The sequence below is a fragment of the Parabacteroides bouchesdurhonensis genome (assembly GCF_900186615.1).
GTDB classification, from domain to species: domain Bacteria; phylum Bacteroidota; class Bacteroidia; order Bacteroidales; family Tannerellaceae; genus Parabacteroides; species Parabacteroides bouchesdurhonensis.
This window is the reverse complement of the sequence record NZ_LT896588.1, coordinates 264,669-280,726: the sequence shown is the minus strand read 5'-3', so window position 1 is coordinate 280,726 and position 16,058 is coordinate 264,669. Positions and strand designations below refer to the sequence as shown.

The following is a 16,058-nucleotide window of genomic DNA, read 5'->3' as shown; positions in this document are numbered from 1 at the left end:
CGTTGAAATACGGCCCTTCTATTGTTTGAGTTCTAACCCGCAGGAGTGGGGACACTGTATGGTGGGTAGTTTGACTGGGGTGGTCGCCTCCAAAAGTGTAACGGAGGCTTCTAAAGGTACCCTCAGACCGATTGGTAACCGGTCGTAGAGTGTAATGGCATAAGGGTGCTTGACTGAGAGACCGACAAGTCGATCAGGTAGGAAACTAGAGCATAGTGATCCGGTGGTTCCGTATGGAAGGGCCATCGCTCAAAGGATAAAAGGTACTCCGGGGATAACAGGCTGATCATTCCCAAGAGCTCATATCGACGGAATGGTTTGGCACCTCGATGTCGGCTCGTCACATCCTGGGGCTGGAGAAGGTCCCAAGGGTTGGGCTGTTCGCCCATTAAAGTGGCACGCGAGCTGGGTTCAGAACGTCGTGAGACAGTTCGGTCTCTATCTATCGTGGGCGCAGGATATTTGAGGGGTTCTGACACTAGTACGAGAGGACCGTGTTGGACAGACCACTGGTTTACCGGTTGTACCGCCAGGTGCACTGCCGGGTATCTAAGTCTGGATTGGATAAGTGCTGAAAGCATCTAAGTACGAAGCCAGCCTCAAGATGAGATATCCCTGAAGGGTCGTTGTAGACTACGACGTAGATAGGCTACAGGTGTAAGTGCAGTAATGTGTGAGCCGAGTAGTACTAATCGCCCGAGACTTTCAGAAGGGAAAGTGGGATGATAGTTTTGTAGGAAAGGAGTTTTACTGAAAAGACTTTATTGATAGTCCAGAGTGTTTAAGAAATAAAAGATATTAAGGTGGTTATAGCACGAGGGATCCACCTCTTCCCATACCGAACAGAGAAGTTAAGCCTCGTCACGCCGATGGTACTGCGTAAAAGTGGAAGAGTAGGTAGCCGCCGTTTTTAAGGAATCAATCGAAAGGTTGGTTCCTTTTTTGGTTTAAAAACTCTATCTTTATAATCTATATCAATTTGTTATTTAATATCATGAAGAAAACTAGTTTATTTCTATTCTGTTTATTTGTTTGTAGTATTCTTACGGCACAGAATTTGGATTATCAGATTATTGAAAATATTTCTTATACTGAATCGGAAGATACTTATGCAATGGAACGTTGCAAACTGGATGTTTATTATCCCCAAAATCAAAAGGATTATTCAACAGTTGTTTGGTTTCATGGAGGTGGACTATCCAGTGGTAATAAATTTATTCCTGAGGAATTGAAGAATTGTGGTTTAGCTGTTGTTGCCGTGAATTATCGTTTATTGTCAAAAGCAACTCTTTCGGATTGTATAAATGATGCAGCCGCTGCTGTAGCCTGGACTTTCCGGGAAATTGAGAAATATGGTGGAAATCGTAGAAAAATATTTGTATCCGGACATTCTGCAGGAGGCTATCTCACAAATATGATCGGGTTAGATAAGAAATGGTTGCAAGTTTATGGTATTAATGCTGATTCGATAGCTGCTTTATTACCTTTTAGCGGACATGCAATTAGTCATTTTGCATATCGACAATCTAAAGGGATGAAAGATACTCAACCAAGTATAGATGAATTTGCTCCTTTATATTATGTACGTCCTGACGCACCTCCTTTAATTATTGTCTCAGGCGATCGTAACATGGAAATGCTTGGTCGTTATGAGGAAAATGCCTATTTCTGGCGCATGATGAAAGTTGTAGGACATAAAGAAACTTATATCTATGAACTCGGAGGTTATGATCACGGTTCAATGGCTTCACCTGCATTTCATATTTTAAAGAATTACATAAAAGGCAGGTATTCAGCTGTAGATAATTAAATAAAAAGGATGTGCCTATCTAATTAGACACATCCTTTTACTTATCTTATGTGGAGTTAATGTTTATTTCACTTCCTCAAAATCAACATCTGTAACGTTGCCATCTTTATTGCCACCATTATCATTGCCTGCATTGCCGCCAGCTTGCTGTCCTCCGAAGTCTGCACCCGGTTGTTGAGCACCTCCCTGAGCGTTATACATTTCCTGGCTTGCAGCTTGAAATACACTGTTCAATTCAGCCATCGCTGTATCAATGCCTGCAATATCCTGAGCTTTGTGAGCTTCTTTAAGCTTATTTAAAGCAGCTTCGATAGGTGCTTTTTTGTCGGCAGGAAGTTTATCTCCTAGATCTTTCAGTTGTTTTTCTGTCTGGAAGATCAAGCTATCTGCCTGGTTCAGCTTATCGATACGTTCTTTTTCCTTCTTATCAGCTTCGGCATTAGCAGCAGCTTCTTCCTTCATACGTTTTACTTCATCATCACTTAAACCGCTGGAAGCTTCGATGCGGATACTTTGTGTTTTACCTGTACCTTTATCTTTAGCTGAAACGTTCAAGATACCGTTTGCATCAATGTCGAATGTAACTTCAATTTGAGGTACACCACGTTGGGCGGCAGGTATTCCATCCAAGTGGAAACGTCCGATTGATTTATTATCTTTAGCCAAAGAACGTTCACCCTGCAATACATGAATTTCTACAGAAGGCTGATTATCTACAGCTGTTGTAAATGTTTCAGATTTCTTTGTAGGAATAGTTGTATTGGCTTCAATCAATTTGGTCATTACACCACCCATTGTTTCGATACCAAGAGATAGAGGAGTAACATCCAGCAACAATACATCTTTTACTTCACCAGTTAATACACCACCTTGAATTGCAGCACCAACAGCTACCACTTCATCCGGGTTAACACCTTTTGAAGGAGCTTTACCGAAGAATTTTTCAACAACAGCCTGTACAGCCGGGATACGTGTAGATCCACCTACTAAGATTACTTCATCAATGTCTGAAGTACTTAAACCTGCGTCAGATAAAGCCTGACGACAAGGGTTTATACAAGCTTGGATCAATCCGTCAGCCAATTGCTCAAATTTAGCACGAGTCAGAGTCTTAACCAAGTGCTTTGGTATACCGTTTACCGGCATAATATACGGCAGGTTGATTTCGGTACTTGTTGTACTTGACAATTCGATTTTTGCTTTCTCTGCAGCCTCTTTTAAGCGCTGTAAGGCCATCGGGTCTTTACGTAAATCAACACCTTCTTCACGTTCAAATTCTTCTGCTAACCAATCTATAATTACATGGTCGAAGTCGTCACCACCTAGATGAGTATCACCATTAGTAGATTTTACTTCAAATACACCGTCTCCTAATTCCAGGATAGAGATATCGAATGTACCACCACCCAAGTCGAATACGGCAATTTTCATATCTTTATTTGTCTTGTCAAGGCCATAAGCCAAAGATGCGGCAGTTGGTTCGTTAACAATACGACGAACGTTCAAACCTGCAATTTCGCCGGCTTCTTTTGTTGCTTGACGTTGAGCATCGCTAAAGTAAGCAGGAACGGTAATAACAGCTTCTGTTACTTCCTGTCCCAAATAGTCTTCTGCTGTTTTCTTCATTTTTTGAAGAATCATAGCAGATATTTCTTGCGGAGTATATAAACGACCTTCAATATCAACGCGAGGAGTGTTATTATCACCACGTACTACTTTGTAAGGGACACGTGAGATCTCTTTCTGTACTTGGTCATAAGTTTCACCCATGAAACGTTTGATAGAAAATATAGTCTTTTCAGGGTTGGTAATAGCCTGACGTTTAGCAGGATCACCTACCTTACGTTCTCCGCCTTCTACAAATGCAACAATTGAAGGAGTTGTTCTTTTACCTTCGCTGTTTGCAATAACAACCGGTTCGTTACCTTCCAATACAGCAACGCAAGAGTTGGTTGTTCCTAAATCGATTCCAATAATCTTTCCCATGATTGTAAATATTTTAATTATTATTATTCTGCGTTTTTCATCGCCTTCCGAGCGATTCATTGATTAATCAACAAACCTCGTGCCAAAGTTGTTTGACCACGATAGAAACTCTTCCTTTTTAGATTGTATGACAGATTGGCAGGAGTGGGCCCTGGATGCTTTTATTGCGGATATTTTGTACATTCGGGAGAAATTATATTTTCTCTCGAATGAAATTTAGATTTCTTCCGAATGGATTTTTATTGGAATGCGGGGAGAATAAAAAAAGTTCCGGGCGATTCATTTCGCTCGGAACTTTTGTCAGTAAGATTTATTTAATCTCTTTTTCTTCTTTCATATCCAGCTCGTTCTTGTCTTCATCATAGAATCTGTATTCAAGAAAAGCCAGACTTTGATTCGGGATTACCTTTAAGCCTCTGGTATATTTAAATTTCCATTTCCAGCTTAAAGGGTAAAGTCCCTTATTCACATACGCTGCAACGTAAGGATGTACGTGTAGGGTGAATTTCTTCAAATGATGTTTATTTACTAAACAGTCAATTTTACCTTCCAAACTGTCAGTAAACAGGATGGATGGTTTTGCAATACCTGTTCCAAAACAAGCAGGGCAAGTTTCCGACGTATCTACGTCCATCGCCGGACGTACTCTTTGACGTGTAATTTGCATTAAGCCAAACTTACTCAATGGTAATATATTATGTTTGGCTCGGTCGGTTGCCATTGCTTTTGACATATGTTCAAATAGCTTTTGTCGGTTGGCAGCTTCTGCCATGTCGATAAAGTCTACTACGATAATACCGCCCATATCACGCAAACGAAGCTGGCGGGCAATTTCGTCGGCTGCTGCAATATTTACGTCAATAGCCGTCTTTTCCTGGGCATCGCTGCCTTTAGAGCGGTTACCGCTATTGACATCTACTACATGCATGGCTTCGGTATGTTCGATAATAAGGTAGGCTCCACTTTTATAAGTTACTGTACGTCCAAACAACGATTTAATCTGTTTGGTTATTGCAAAATTATCGAAGATAGGAAGTTCTCCGGTATACAACTGTACAATGCTTTCTCTTCCCGGTGCTATCAGGCTAACATAATCTCGTATGTTGTGATATACCTCCGAGTCGTTTACATGGATATTCTGGAAGGAAGGATTGAATATATCTCTTAAGAGTGCAACAGCACGTGCTGTTTCTTCGTAAATAATGGCTGGCACCTTTACTTTAGATACTTTCGTTATATTATCTTCCCACCGTTTTACTAATGTCTTTAGCTCGTGATCGAGTTCGGCTACGCGTTTGCCTTCAGAAGATGTCCGAACAATAACACTGAAATTTTTCGGCTTAATGCTTTGAATCAACTGGCGTAGACGTGCTCTTTCCTCACTTGATTTAATTTTAGTGGAGACTGAAACTTTATCGGCAAATGGAATTAATACGATATATCTTCCGGCAAAGGAAAGCTCGGAAGTTAATCGTGGACCTTTTGTCGAAATAGGTTCTTTTGCTATTTGAACTAATACTTCTTGTCCTACTTTCAGAACGTCGCTTATGCTTCCGTCCTTATCTATTTCCGGCAAAATTTGCAATTTAGAGATAGGAGGAACTTTTTTCGGATCGCTTAACGCCTGTTTGAGGAACTTTTGTTGAGTATTGAAATTTGGGCCTAAATCCAAATAATGAAGAAATGCATCCTTTTTATAACCTACATCAATGAATGCAGCGTTGAGCCCCGGCATCAGTTTTTTTACTTTACCAAGATAAATATCTCCGACGGCAAAAGACACGTTGCGAGCCTCCTTTTGGAGTTCTACAAGGTTCTTGTCTTCCAGTACGGCGATAGATACCTCTTTGGGCTGTACATCAACTACTAATTCACTAATCACTATAAAGAGGGGTTTTTATCAGACCTTAAAATACGCAAAGAACAAACTTAAAAGGTCTCTTATTAAGTTTGTTCTTTAGAGTTTTATAAATAGACTTATTTCTTTTTATGTCTATTCTTCTTTAGTCTCTTTTTGCGCTTGTGCGTAGACATTTTATGTCTTTTTCTTTTTTTTCCGCTAGGCATCGTTTTTTAAATTTAAATTAAACGTATAATTACTAATTACTTAACTTCGTTCAAGAAAGTTTTAGCCGGTTTGAATGACGGGATGTTGTGCTCCGGAATAATGATCGTAGTATTCTTTGAAATATTACGGGCTGTCTTTTGAGCTCTTTTTTTAATCACGAAACTTCCGAATCCTCTCAGGTAAACGTTTTCACCTTGTGCTAAAGAATCTTTTACAATGTCCATAAAAGATTCAACGCTTGCCAATACCGTGGATTTGTCAATGCCGGTACTTTTTGAAATCTCGCTAACAATATCTGCTTTAGTCATGTCTATAAATTAATTAATTGATTTGGACCTATTAATTTTTTGGAATGCAAATATATAGCTTTTTATTTAAGTGTAAAAAGAAATGACGCTCAATTTTTAATAAAAAAGATTCCTTAGAATCCGTTATATCTGTGTATGTTTGCATTAATCAAATAGTTATGTTTGTTGTTGAAGCCTAAAATGCATTGTTATGTTGCAGAGTGAGAGCGATTTGGAGCTAAGTCATATTTTAATTGAATGGTATAATGAAAATAAAAGGAATCTGCCTTGGAGGAATACGAATAATCCTTATGCTATCTGGATATCAGAGGTTATCCTTCAACAGACTCGCGTAATACAAGGATTGGACTATTTTAACCGTTTCATCGGACGTTTTCCGGATGTTGCTTCTCTGGCTGCTGCAAGTGAGGACGAAGTACTAAAATATTGGCAGGGATTAGGTTATTATAGTCGTGCCCGAAATTTGAGAATGGCTGCTCAAGATATAATGAATCGTTTTGGGGGAACGTTCCCTGATGCCTATCAAGATATTTTGTCTTTGAAGGGAATCGGGGAATATACAGCAGCAGCTATCGCATCTTTTTCTTGGAACAAACCTTTTCCGGTAGTGGATGGAAATGTTTTTCGTGTGCTTTCTCGGTTATACGGTATGAATGTTCCAATAGACACAACAGATGGAAAAAAGCAATTTTCCCATTTGGCCGGTTTGATAATGGATAAATCGCAAGCCGGCTTACATAACCAAGCTATAATGGAGTTTGGTGCGTTACAATGTGTTCCTCAAAATCCTGACTGTTTGAAATGTCCTCTTATACATAAATGTGTAGCAAATGCCACAAATAAAATCGAATTACTTCCGGTAAAACAAGGAAAGACAAAGACGCGTAACCGCTTTTTTTATTATCTATATGTTACATGTAAGGGAAAAACATGGTTGCATCGTCGTGAAGAAAAAGATATATGGACCGGATTATATGAATTTCCTTTGATTGAAACAGAACGTGCAATGGATTTTACGGAGTTGCAGCAAACCAAAGGCTTTCGTCGTTTGTTTAATGACGCCGGCAAACTGGATATTTCTATCGGGATGGAAGATGTAAAACATGTGTTGTCTCATCAGATTATTTATGCAACTTTCTATAAAATAGAGATAGAACGTGAAACGGATGCTTTGAGAAATTTTTCAATTCTATCATGTGAAGAGATTGAAAAGTATGCTGTTCCTCGTTTGATACATATTTATTTAGAGAAATTAGGTCGAAACTTGTAAGAATGATTGAATTTATGTTTCTTTGTATGATAATTAAGAATTTGAAATTATGTCGTTGAATAAAGTTATATTAATTGGCAATGTGGGTAAAGATCCCGACGTGCGTTATTTTGACAGCGGAGCTGCTGTTGCTAATTTTCCATTGGCTACCTCTGAAAGAGGATATACGTTGGCAAATGGAACTGTTGTACCGGAGCGTACAGAATGGCATAATATTGTTGTTCGACGGGATTTGGTTCCTTTTGTAGAGAAATGGGTAAAAAAAGGCTCAGGTCTTTACTTGGAAGGAAAGATTCGTACTCGTACTTATGACGATCAAACCGGTGTGAAACGTTATGTAACCGAGATACATGCGGATCGTATAGAATTCTATAGTACAGGTACTCGTCCGGCAGACGGAACTCAGCAGAATGCAAATGCAGGCACACCAGTAGCCGGACAATCAACTCAATCTTCAGCTGCAACGACTTATCAGCAGCCGGCGACACCTTCGTCTGATGCTTTTACTGAAACCAGTGACGCAGATGATCTCCCGTTCTGATATTGTTTAACTAATACGGTTTTCCTTGGACTCAGATTATTATTCGGGCTTATTTAGCCATGTAACAATGCAGGCGCTGACAGCAGGCCCTGTAATAGCATTTAGTCTTGCTATCCTGTTGCTGTTTGCTTCTGGCTTTGTGTCTGCATCAGAAGTTGCATTTTTTTCTCTTTCTCCGGGAGATATAAATGATATCAGGGAAGAGAAATTTGCTTCTGATTCAATTATCCAACGCCTTCTTACACGTTCGGAATATCTTCTTGCTGCTATTTTGATAGCTAATAATTTTGTGAATGTAGCGGTCGTAATGCTTTGTACATACGGCATCAATTCATGGATAAACTTTTCGGCTGCTCCTTTATTGGGTTTTGTTCTTGAGACAATTGTTTTAACTTTCCTGCTTTTACTTTTCGGCGAAATTATGCCTAAAATTTATGCTCAGAAGAATTCTTTGCATTTTGTTCGTTTTGCCGCCCCGATATTAAGTGGTTTGGAACGTTTTTGCCGTCCGGTTTCGAAAATATTAGTCACATCCACTTCCGTAATCAATAAAGCCCTCGCGAAAAAGAAATACGATTTGTCTGTAGATGAACTTTCAAAAGCATTGGAATTAACTTCTACCGAAATTCCGGAAGAAAAGGAAATGCTTGCTGAAATTATCAAGTTTTATAATAAAACGGCCAACGAAATTATGACACCTCGTTTGGATATGGAGGATGTAGATATTAAAATTAATTTCCGTGAGGTTGTAGATTTTATTGTAAGATCGGGTTACTCCCGTATCCCTGTTTATGCAGGAACAGAAGACAATATTAAAGGTATTTTATATATAAAAGACCTGCTCCCTTATTTGGAAAAACCGGATACTTTTCGTTGGCAAAGTTTGATTCGTTCTGCCTATTTTGTACCTGAAACGAAAAAGATAGATGATTTATTGGAAGAGTTCCGTACAAATAAAATACACATGGCGATTGTGGTAGACGAATTCGGAGGAACTTCCGGTATTGTAACGATGGAAGATATTCTGGAAGAAATTGTAGGTGAAATATCCGATGAATATGACGAAGACGAACAGCAATTTATTAGGCTTGCCGACGGAAGTTTGATTTTCGAGGCTAAAATATTGCTGACAGATTTCTTCCGCGTTATAGATGCCGATCCAAATGAATTTGGAAAGCTGACCGAAGAAGTAGAAACTCTAGCCGGTCTTCTTCTTGAGATAAAAGGTGATTTTCCACACAGGCGTGAGATAATAGAATATAATAATTACCGTTTCCAGATATTGGAAGTGGATAATCGTCGTATATTGAAAGTGAAATTCAATCGTGTTTCAAAGGAGGAGGAAACTGCCGATAAGTAGTATTTATGAAAAAACAGGTTCCTATATGTATTGTTGTTTTGATATTCTGGTGTTGTTCTTGCACAGAATATACACCTAAACCTCGTGGCTATTTTCGTATAGAACCGGCATCTGCTCATTATCAAAAATTACCTTTGGACAATTTGCCTTATACATTTAATGTATCTCAGTTATCAACAGTAGAACTTCCTCCGGTGGATAATAAAACAGCCGGTTGGATTAATCTTTCTTATCCGTCGTTGGGAGCAAAAATATATTGTAGTTATTTCCCTGTTACTCCGCTTTCGTTACATCAAATAGAAAACGAATCACGAGAATTGGTTTCCCGGCAGACCAAAAATCCTGACTTTATTCAGGAGAAGGCATACAGTAATCCGGAAGAACATGTATATGGCTCTCTCTTTTTACTGGATGAAGGTTCTGCTTCACCTATACAGTTTATGTTGACAGATAGTGTATCCAACTTTTTCCGGGGAGCTTTGTATTATGATTGTAAACCGAATGCCGATTCATTAGCTCCGGTTACCCAATATCTTAGGGAAGATATTATAGAGCTTATCCAATCATTTAGCTGGAAGAAGTAATGCCGTTGTTACAGAAATATAGTAATCCTTTACGTGGAATATGGCTGATGAGCGAAAGCTCTGATGAACTATTGTCAATGCTTGATAATGTCATAGATTATCAGCCTTTTCTGCATACTATAAAAACAGAACACCGTCGGAAAGAATGGCTGGCCAGCCGTGTATTATTAAAAGAATTGTTAGGGCAGGAGGTTCGCGTAGAATATTATCCTGATGGAGCGCCCTTCTTGCCGGATATTCCTTTACATATCAGTATCTCCCATACGAATAATTATGCAGTGGTTTTGTTACAGGAATCGCCGGCGGCAGGGATTGATATAGAATATAAGTCGGATCGTGTTAGAAAGATACGAAGTCGTTTTATGAATCCTGAGGAAGAGATAAATATCGATACTGCACACGAAACGAATCATCTCTTAATATATTGGTGTGCTAAAGAAACCTTGTTTAAGATGATAGGGCAGGATAATGTGGATTTCTGTCAGCATTTACATGTAAAGCCTTTCCCGTATTCCGAATCCGGTGTTTTTACTGTTCAGGAAACTCGGACTCAGGAAAGAACTTCATTTCAATTGGGTTATCTTGTTACTCCCGATTTTATTTTAACCTGGAGTTTGCCCGCGCAATGAATGAATATCACTTCTGCCAAATTTCCCATCCGGCAAATGCTTGTAATAAAAGCATTTCTAATCCATTCTTAACTACAGCACCTTTTTCTTTACCTTTCTTCATGAAAAGAGTTTCGTCCGGGTTATAAAGTAAATCATATAATAAATGATCGGGCGTAAGCATGTCGTAAGGAATATTCGGACAAGTGTTTATATTGGGAAACATCCCGAGTGGAGTAGTATTAACAATGACCGTATATTGTTCCATTGTTTTCGGAGTAATCTCATCGTAGGTGATACAGAATTCTTTTGGTGTACGTGAAACCAAAGTAGCCCCAACGCCTAGTTGCTTTAATCCCTGAAATACGGCTTTAGAAGCGCCTCCCGTACCTAATATCAACGCTTTACGGTGACTTTCGTTAAGTAGAGGCTCGATAGACTGCTTGAATCCAATGATATCCGAATTGTATCCTTTCAGTTTGATTTTGCCAAAAAGGCCTTTTGTAAATTTAACGACGTTTACAGCACCGATCAGGCGTGCGTCCTCGTCCAAGTCATCCAGATAAGGAATAATCTGCTCCTTGTATGGAATGGTAACATTTAACCCGTTCAGTTCCGGATTTTCTTTCAATACATTTTTTAAATCCTTGATGCTCGGGATTTCAAAATTGATGTATTTGGCATCGATCTTTTCCGCCTCAAATTTCTGATTGAAGTATGTTTTAGAAAATGAGTGTCCCAAAGGGAATCCTAATAATCCATATTTTTGCATAGTCTGTTCAAATGTTTGTTTATTCTTTTATCCCAGTGTATAATGAACAAATTCCAAATGTGAAGGTTCTAACACGCGTTTCGGAAAAACCTTGACGGCTGAGTAATTCTGCCATAACCTTACCTTGAGGAACGACTTTTATTGATTCCGGCAGATAACTATATGCTGCTTTTTCTTTGGAAAATAATCTGCCGATATTAGGAATCACAGTCTTTGAATAGATATTATAGAGCTGCTTCATAAGGAAATGTCCGGGAGTAGACAATTCCAGAATCATAATATGTCCGCTTGGTTTTAGTACGCGGTACATTTCCGCAATACCTTTCTCTATATTTTCGAAATTGCGCACTCCGAAGGCAGCAGTTACCGCGTCGAACGAATTATCCGGATAACTAAGCGCCATACAGTCTTGCTGCTCGAATGAAATATGCTCCGAATAACCGGCATCGGATACTTTACGGCGTCCTACTTCCATCATTCCTTCCGATATATCAGCTCCGATTATACGTTCAGCATTCAGACTCCGGTACATGGAAATAGCCAGATCGCCCGTGCCGGTAGCAATGTCAAGTATAGTTTGCGGAGAAAAAGGGCGCAGAAAAGCAATGCCTTTCCTGCGCCACCATTTATCTATTCCAAACGAAAGCGTATGGTTCAATAGGTCGTATTTTCCGGCGATGTTATCGAACATGCGCCTGACTTGCATGCCTTTATGTTCTTCATTGTTATAAGGAAGAATCTGCTCTGAACCGTACTTTGCCATATTTCTTATTTATTCTTCAAATATTCGGTTACGTTCTTTTCTATGCGGTTCGCTAAATTGTCTGTATCGCCTTTCACAAACTTTTCACCTGTGATATGTTCGTAAAGTTCTATATAGCGGTCGCTGATACCTTCTACAATAGCAGGTGTCATTTCCGGAACTTTCTGTCCGGCCTTGCCTTGGAATCCGTTATCCATTAACCATTCGCGAACGAATTCTTTAGAAAGTTGTTTTTGGGCTTCTCCCTTCTCAAAGCGTTCTTCATAACCTTCAGAGTAGAAGTAGCGTGAAGAATCCGGAGTGTGGATTTCATCCATCAGATAAATAGTTCCATTGTGCTTGCCGAATTCATATTTAGTATCTACAAGTATCAAACCGCGTTGTGCGGCAATTTCAGTGCCACGTTTAAATAACGCCATTGTATATTTTTCCAATACCTCATATTCTTCCGGAGTAGCCAAACCTTGAGCTAATATTTCCTCTTTGGAAATGTCGGCGTCATGCTCGCCTATTTCAGCTTTAGTTGTAGGGGTAATAATTGGTTCGGGGAAACGTTGGTTCTCACGCATTCCGTCCGGTATTTTCACACCACAGATTTCACGAACACCGCTTTTGTAAGCACGCCATGCACTACCGCAAAGATAACCACGTACAATCATCTCAACAGGAAAACCTTTGCATTGTACACCAACTGTTACCATTGGGTCCGGTGTAGCAAGTTTCCAGTTCGGACAGATGTCGGCTGTTGCGTCGAGGAACTTGGCGGCAATCTGGTTCAGCATTTGTCCTTTGTAAGGAATGCCTTCCGGTAAAACAACGTCGAATGCTGAAATACGGTCTGTCGCAACCATTACCAGAACTTCGTCGTTAATGTTATACACGTCGCGTACTTTACCATGATATACGCTCTTTTGTCCTTGAAAATTGAAATCTGTTCTGACTAAAGCCTTCTTCATAACTGTGTTATTTAAGTTTATTGTCTATTGTTCTTTCTTCTTTCCTTTCTTTTTGTTCCCTGTTTTCTCTCGCCTCTTTTTTCTTCTTGTCGTCAAATTTGTCATAGGCTTCAACGATACGCTGTACCAGTTTATGGCGGACAATGTCTTTCTTGTTGAACTCTATTTTGCCGATACCATTTACTTTATTCAGAATCTGCATCGCCTGAACAAGCCCTGAGGTTGCTGTAGAAGGTAAATCTATCTGGGTGATGTCACCCGTTACAATCATCTTGGCATTCATGCCCAGACGTGTGAGGAACATTTTGATTTGATGAGTTGTCGTATTTTGGGCTTCATCCAGAATAATGACAGCGTCGTTCAAGGTACGTCCGCGCATAAAAGCGAGTGGAGCTATTTGTATGACGTTGTTTTCCATGTATTCTTTGAGTTTAGCTCCGGGTATCATGTCTTGTAGCGCATCATATAAAGGCTGCAAATACGGGTCGAGTTTGTCTTTCATTTCGCCCGGAAGAAATCCTAATTTTTCTCCGGCCTCGACGGCGGGGCGACTTAATATGATCTTACGTACTTGTTTATTTTTTAAAGCTTTTACGGCTAATGCAATGGCTACAAATGTCTTGCCCGAACCTGCCGGCCCTGTGGCGAAAACGAGATCGTTTTCTTCAAATGCCTTTACCAGTTTTTGCTGGTTATCGGTACGGGCAACGATAGCTTTACCGTTCATGCCGTGTATAATCAGGTTTTCTTGCTTTACAACGGTTGGAGCTTTTCCCTTGATAATATCCAGAATAACCTCTTCGTTGAGTGAATTAAATTCTTCACAGTATTTTTCTACTTCACGAATTTTCTTGAGAAAAAGTTCGGATTCGTCTTCATCGCCTATTACTTTCATCACATTTCCACGGGCAACAATGCGTAATTTAGGAAACAGCGTTTTAATAAGCTGCATGTTTGCGTTGTTAACTCCGTAGAAAATAACCGGATCTACGCTTTCAAGAATATAAATTCGTTCAATCATTCAGTAACCTTTTTTAGGAACACAAAATTAGTTATTAATTGTTTTGGGCGAAAGTAATTTTCATTTTTTCTTTACTTTTGTCACGCAAATAAGGAAACATGATGAAACATATACTCAATGCTGTGTTGTTGCTAATAGTTCTTTCTGTAGCGACATCATTTTCTTCCTGTAAGGAAAAACGTGGGGAATTGAAAAAGATTTGGTACAACGGAAGCTATAATCGTGATTTTAAAGATTTGAATGATTTGCATTTGGCAGAGGCACAAAAGCTGGGTGTTCAACCTGTTTCTTCACGCGAGGAAGCTGAAAAGGCCTCAAAAAAGATGGAAGAAATCAAGTCTAATAAATATTATGAAGTGGAAGAATTGAAACATTCCATTCCGTATCTGATTCCGCAAGCCGCCTCGTTGCTTAAAGATATCGGTAAGAACTTTCAAGATTCTCTTTCTAACTTGAATGCTTCGATTTATAAGATTAAAGTAACGAGTGTTACGCGTACAGTGGACGATGTGAAAAAATTAAAGAAACGTAATGTCAATTCTTCCGTTAATTCTGCCCATCAGTACGGAACTACGTTTGATGTTTCTTGGGTACGTTATACGAAAGTGGATGAAAAAGATACGCTGAACATAGACAATGACCGGTTAAAGATGGTTTTAGCCTCCGTGCTCCGTGATTTACACCGGGAAAAACGTTGTTATATCAAACACGAGCGTAAACAAGGCTGTTTTCACATCACGGTAAGAGAAACAGACTGAACTTTCCCGAACCGTTTATCCCGGTATGATTTTGTATCCGGCAATGGCTAATGCCTGTCTGATTTCGTTAATCTGACGCTGGTCTCGCGTCTCCATTTCTAAACGGAGATAGCAGCCGTTAATGTCGGTAGTATGACTTACCCGTTCGTGATATACGGAAACAACGTTTGCCCCTAAATCTGCGATAATCTGAGAGACATGCTGCAATTGTCCGGGTTTATCAACCAGCTCAATGGTCATACTGCATGAACGTCCTGATTTCTGCAAGCCTCGTCCTATTACTCTGGACAGAATGGTTACATCTATGTTACCTCCCGAAACCAGGCAAATTACATTTTTTCCTTTGATTGGCACTTTGTTGAACATGGCAGCAGCCACGGCAACTGCACCGGCTCCTTCCGCAATTAGTTTTTGTTGCTCGATGAGAGCAAGGATTGCCGTAGAAATTTCATCGTCCGTAACAGATACGATTTCGTCTACGTACTTCTGGCAATGGTCAAAAGTATGCAGTCCCGGTTCTTTTACGGCAATTCCGTCGGCTATAGTACGGACGCTTTCCAGCCGTTGGATTTTACCATGCTTTATAGAATCAACCATGCTGGGTGCTCCGCTTGCCTGTACTCCATATACTTTAACCTGTGGCGCTAGCTTCTTGAGTGCGTAAGCAACGCCGGATATTAAGCCGCCTCCACCGATAGGTACGATTACGGCATCGAGTTCCGGAAGTTGCTCCAATAACTCCAAACCAATAGTTCCCTGTCCGGCAATTACATCATCGTCGTCAAACGGATGAATGAATGTATATCCTTCTTCATCTCTCAACTCCAATGCTTTTTTATAGGCATCGTCGTAAACGCCTTTTACCAGGCAGACGTCTGCACCATATTTTTTGGTTGCTTCTATTTTGGAAATGGGGGCATTGTCCGGTAAGCAGATTAACGAACGGATGCCTTGTGAACTGGCTGCCAGTGCAACGCCTTGCGCATGATTCCCGGCAGAACAGGCCACTACGCCTTTGGCTTTTTCTTCTTCGGTTAATTGGGATATCTTGAAACAAGCTCCTCTAACTTTGAAAGAACCGGTTATTTGTAAGTTTTCCGGCTTTAGGTAAATGTTGCATTCCGGATTGATATTGGGCGCCTTGATTAAATCAGTACGTCTTATTACAGTTTTCAATACAAATGAAGCCTGGTAAATTTTATCGAGTGTGAGCATGTCCTTATTGTTAAAACCGGGTGCAAAAATATAAAACT

The 16,058-nt window shown here is 39.8% G+C and carries 15 protein-coding genes, 1 rRNA gene and 3 other annotated features; of the genes, 8 read left to right on the top strand and 8 right to left on the bottom strand.

What is annotated here, in order from left to right:
* Window positions 1-85: 85 nt before the first annotated feature.
* Window positions 86-254: a sequence feature (23S ribosomal RNA rRNA prediction is too short), on the top strand.
* Between the two features lie 19 nt (window positions 255-273).
* Window positions 274-433 (top strand) — a sequence feature (23S ribosomal RNA rRNA prediction is too short).
* 19 nt (window positions 434-452) lie between these two features.
* Window positions 453-700, top strand: a sequence feature (23S ribosomal RNA rRNA prediction is too short).
* 99 nt (window positions 701-799) lie between these two features.
* Window positions 800-910 (top strand): 5S ribosomal RNA (gene rrf / locus C1721_RS01260).
* Between the two features lie 84 nt (window positions 911-994).
* Window positions 995-1,810 carry an alpha/beta hydrolase gene (locus C1721_RS01255; protein ID WP_102406429.1) on the top strand — a complete coding sequence of 272 codons (816 nt, stop codon included), beginning with the start codon at window positions 995-997 and terminating at the stop codon, window positions 1,808-1,810.
* A gap of 63 nt (window positions 1,811-1,873) precedes the next feature.
* On the opposite strand, the gene dnaK is transcribed toward C1721_RS01255, so the two are convergent.
* From dnaK to C1721_RS01240, 3 genes are all read right to left on the bottom strand, one after another.
* A complete protein-coding gene (gene dnaK, locus C1721_RS01250; protein WP_102409180.1) occupies window positions 1,874-3,796 on the bottom strand; it encodes a molecular chaperone DnaK in 1,923 nt (640 codons plus the stop codon).
* A gap of 310 nt (window positions 3,797-4,106) precedes the next feature.
* Complete coding sequence (locus C1721_RS01245; protein ID WP_102406427.1) at window positions 4,107-5,678, bottom strand: Rne/Rng family ribonuclease; 1,572 nt, start codon at window positions 5,676-5,678, stop codon at window positions 4,107-4,109.
* A gap of 221 nt (window positions 5,679-5,899) precedes the next feature.
* The gene (locus C1721_RS01240) at window positions 5,900-6,172 is read right to left on the bottom strand and encodes an HU family DNA-binding protein (protein WP_099463311.1); all 273 of its coding nucleotides are present in this window, start codon (window positions 6,170-6,172) and stop codon (window positions 5,900-5,902) included.
* Window positions 6,173-6,362: 190 nt separating this feature from the next.
* Between C1721_RS01240 and mutY the strand changes: the two genes are divergently transcribed.
* From mutY to C1721_RS01215, 5 genes are read left to right on the top strand one after another with little or no spacing between them, the layout of a single operon-like run.
* Window positions 6,363-7,442: an A/G-specific adenine glycosylase gene (gene mutY, locus C1721_RS01235; RefSeq protein ID WP_102406425.1), complete on the top strand. Its 1,080-nt coding sequence runs from the start codon at window positions 6,363-6,365 to the stop codon at window positions 7,440-7,442.
* A 49-nt stretch (window positions 7,443-7,491) separates the two neighbouring features.
* A complete protein-coding gene (gene ssb / locus C1721_RS01230) occupies window positions 7,492-7,983 on the top strand; it encodes a single-stranded DNA-binding protein (protein ID WP_102406423.1) in 492 nt (163 codons plus the stop codon).
* Between the two features lie 25 nt (window positions 7,984-8,008).
* Entirely contained in the window at window positions 8,009-9,343 is a 1,335-nt protein-coding gene (gene gldE / locus C1721_RS01225; protein ID WP_102406421.1) for a gliding motility-associated protein GldE, read from the top strand.
* Window positions 9,344-9,348: 5 nt separating this feature from the next.
* Window positions 9,349-9,927, top strand: coding sequence for a gliding motility lipoprotein GldD (gldD, locus tag C1721_RS01220; RefSeq protein ID WP_102406419.1), 579 nt, complete (start codon window positions 9,349-9,351; stop codon window positions 9,925-9,927).
* Window positions 9,927-10,556: a 4'-phosphopantetheinyl transferase family protein gene (locus C1721_RS01215; RefSeq protein ID WP_102406417.1), complete on the top strand. Its 630-nt coding sequence runs from the start codon at window positions 9,927-9,929 to the stop codon at window positions 10,554-10,556. Before gldD ends, C1721_RS01215 begins: the two co-directional genes overlap by 1 nt.
* A gap of 7 nt (window positions 10,557-10,563) precedes the next feature.
* Here the strand turns inward: C1721_RS01215 and C1721_RS01210 are convergent, their stop codons facing one another.
* Genes C1721_RS01210 through C1721_RS01195 form a run of 4 tightly spaced genes read right to left on the bottom strand, consistent with a single transcriptional unit; the run spans window position 10,564 to window position 14,047 of the window.
* Window positions 10,564-11,307 (bottom strand): shikimate dehydrogenase family protein, encoded by a 744-nt coding sequence (locus C1721_RS01210; protein WP_102406415.1) that lies wholly within the window; start codon window positions 11,305-11,307, stop codon window positions 10,564-10,566.
* A 19-nt stretch (window positions 11,308-11,326) separates the two neighbouring features.
* Window positions 11,327-12,070: a bifunctional demethylmenaquinone methyltransferase/2-methoxy-6-polyprenyl-1,4-benzoquinol methylase UbiE gene (ubiE, locus tag C1721_RS01205; RefSeq protein ID WP_102406414.1), complete on the bottom strand. Its 744-nt coding sequence runs from the start codon at window positions 12,068-12,070 to the stop codon at window positions 11,327-11,329.
* A 5-nt stretch (window positions 12,071-12,075) separates the two neighbouring features.
* A complete protein-coding gene (locus C1721_RS01200; RefSeq protein ID WP_102406412.1) occupies window positions 12,076-13,026 on the bottom strand; it encodes a phosphoribosylaminoimidazolesuccinocarboxamide synthase in 951 nt (316 codons plus the stop codon).
* Window positions 13,027-13,033: 7 nt separating this feature from the next.
* Window positions 13,034-14,047: a PhoH family protein gene (locus tag C1721_RS01195; protein WP_102406410.1), complete on the bottom strand. Its 1,014-nt coding sequence runs from the start codon at window positions 14,045-14,047 to the stop codon at window positions 13,034-13,036.
* A gap of 98 nt (window positions 14,048-14,145) precedes the next feature.
* Here C1721_RS01195 and C1721_RS01190 point away from each other — a divergent pair, with 98 nt between their 5' ends.
* On the top strand, window positions 14,146-14,805 hold the full coding sequence (locus tag C1721_RS01190; protein WP_420872713.1) for a DUF5715 family protein: 660 nt from the start codon (window positions 14,146-14,148) through the stop codon (window positions 14,803-14,805).
* Window positions 14,806-14,820: 15 nt separating this feature from the next.
* Here C1721_RS01190 and ilvA read toward each other — a convergent pair whose 3' ends face one another.
* A complete protein-coding gene (ilvA, locus tag C1721_RS01185) occupies window positions 14,821-16,020 on the bottom strand; it encodes a threonine ammonia-lyase (protein ID WP_102406408.1) in 1,200 nt (399 codons plus the stop codon).
* Window positions 16,021-16,058: the final 38 nt, after the last annotated feature.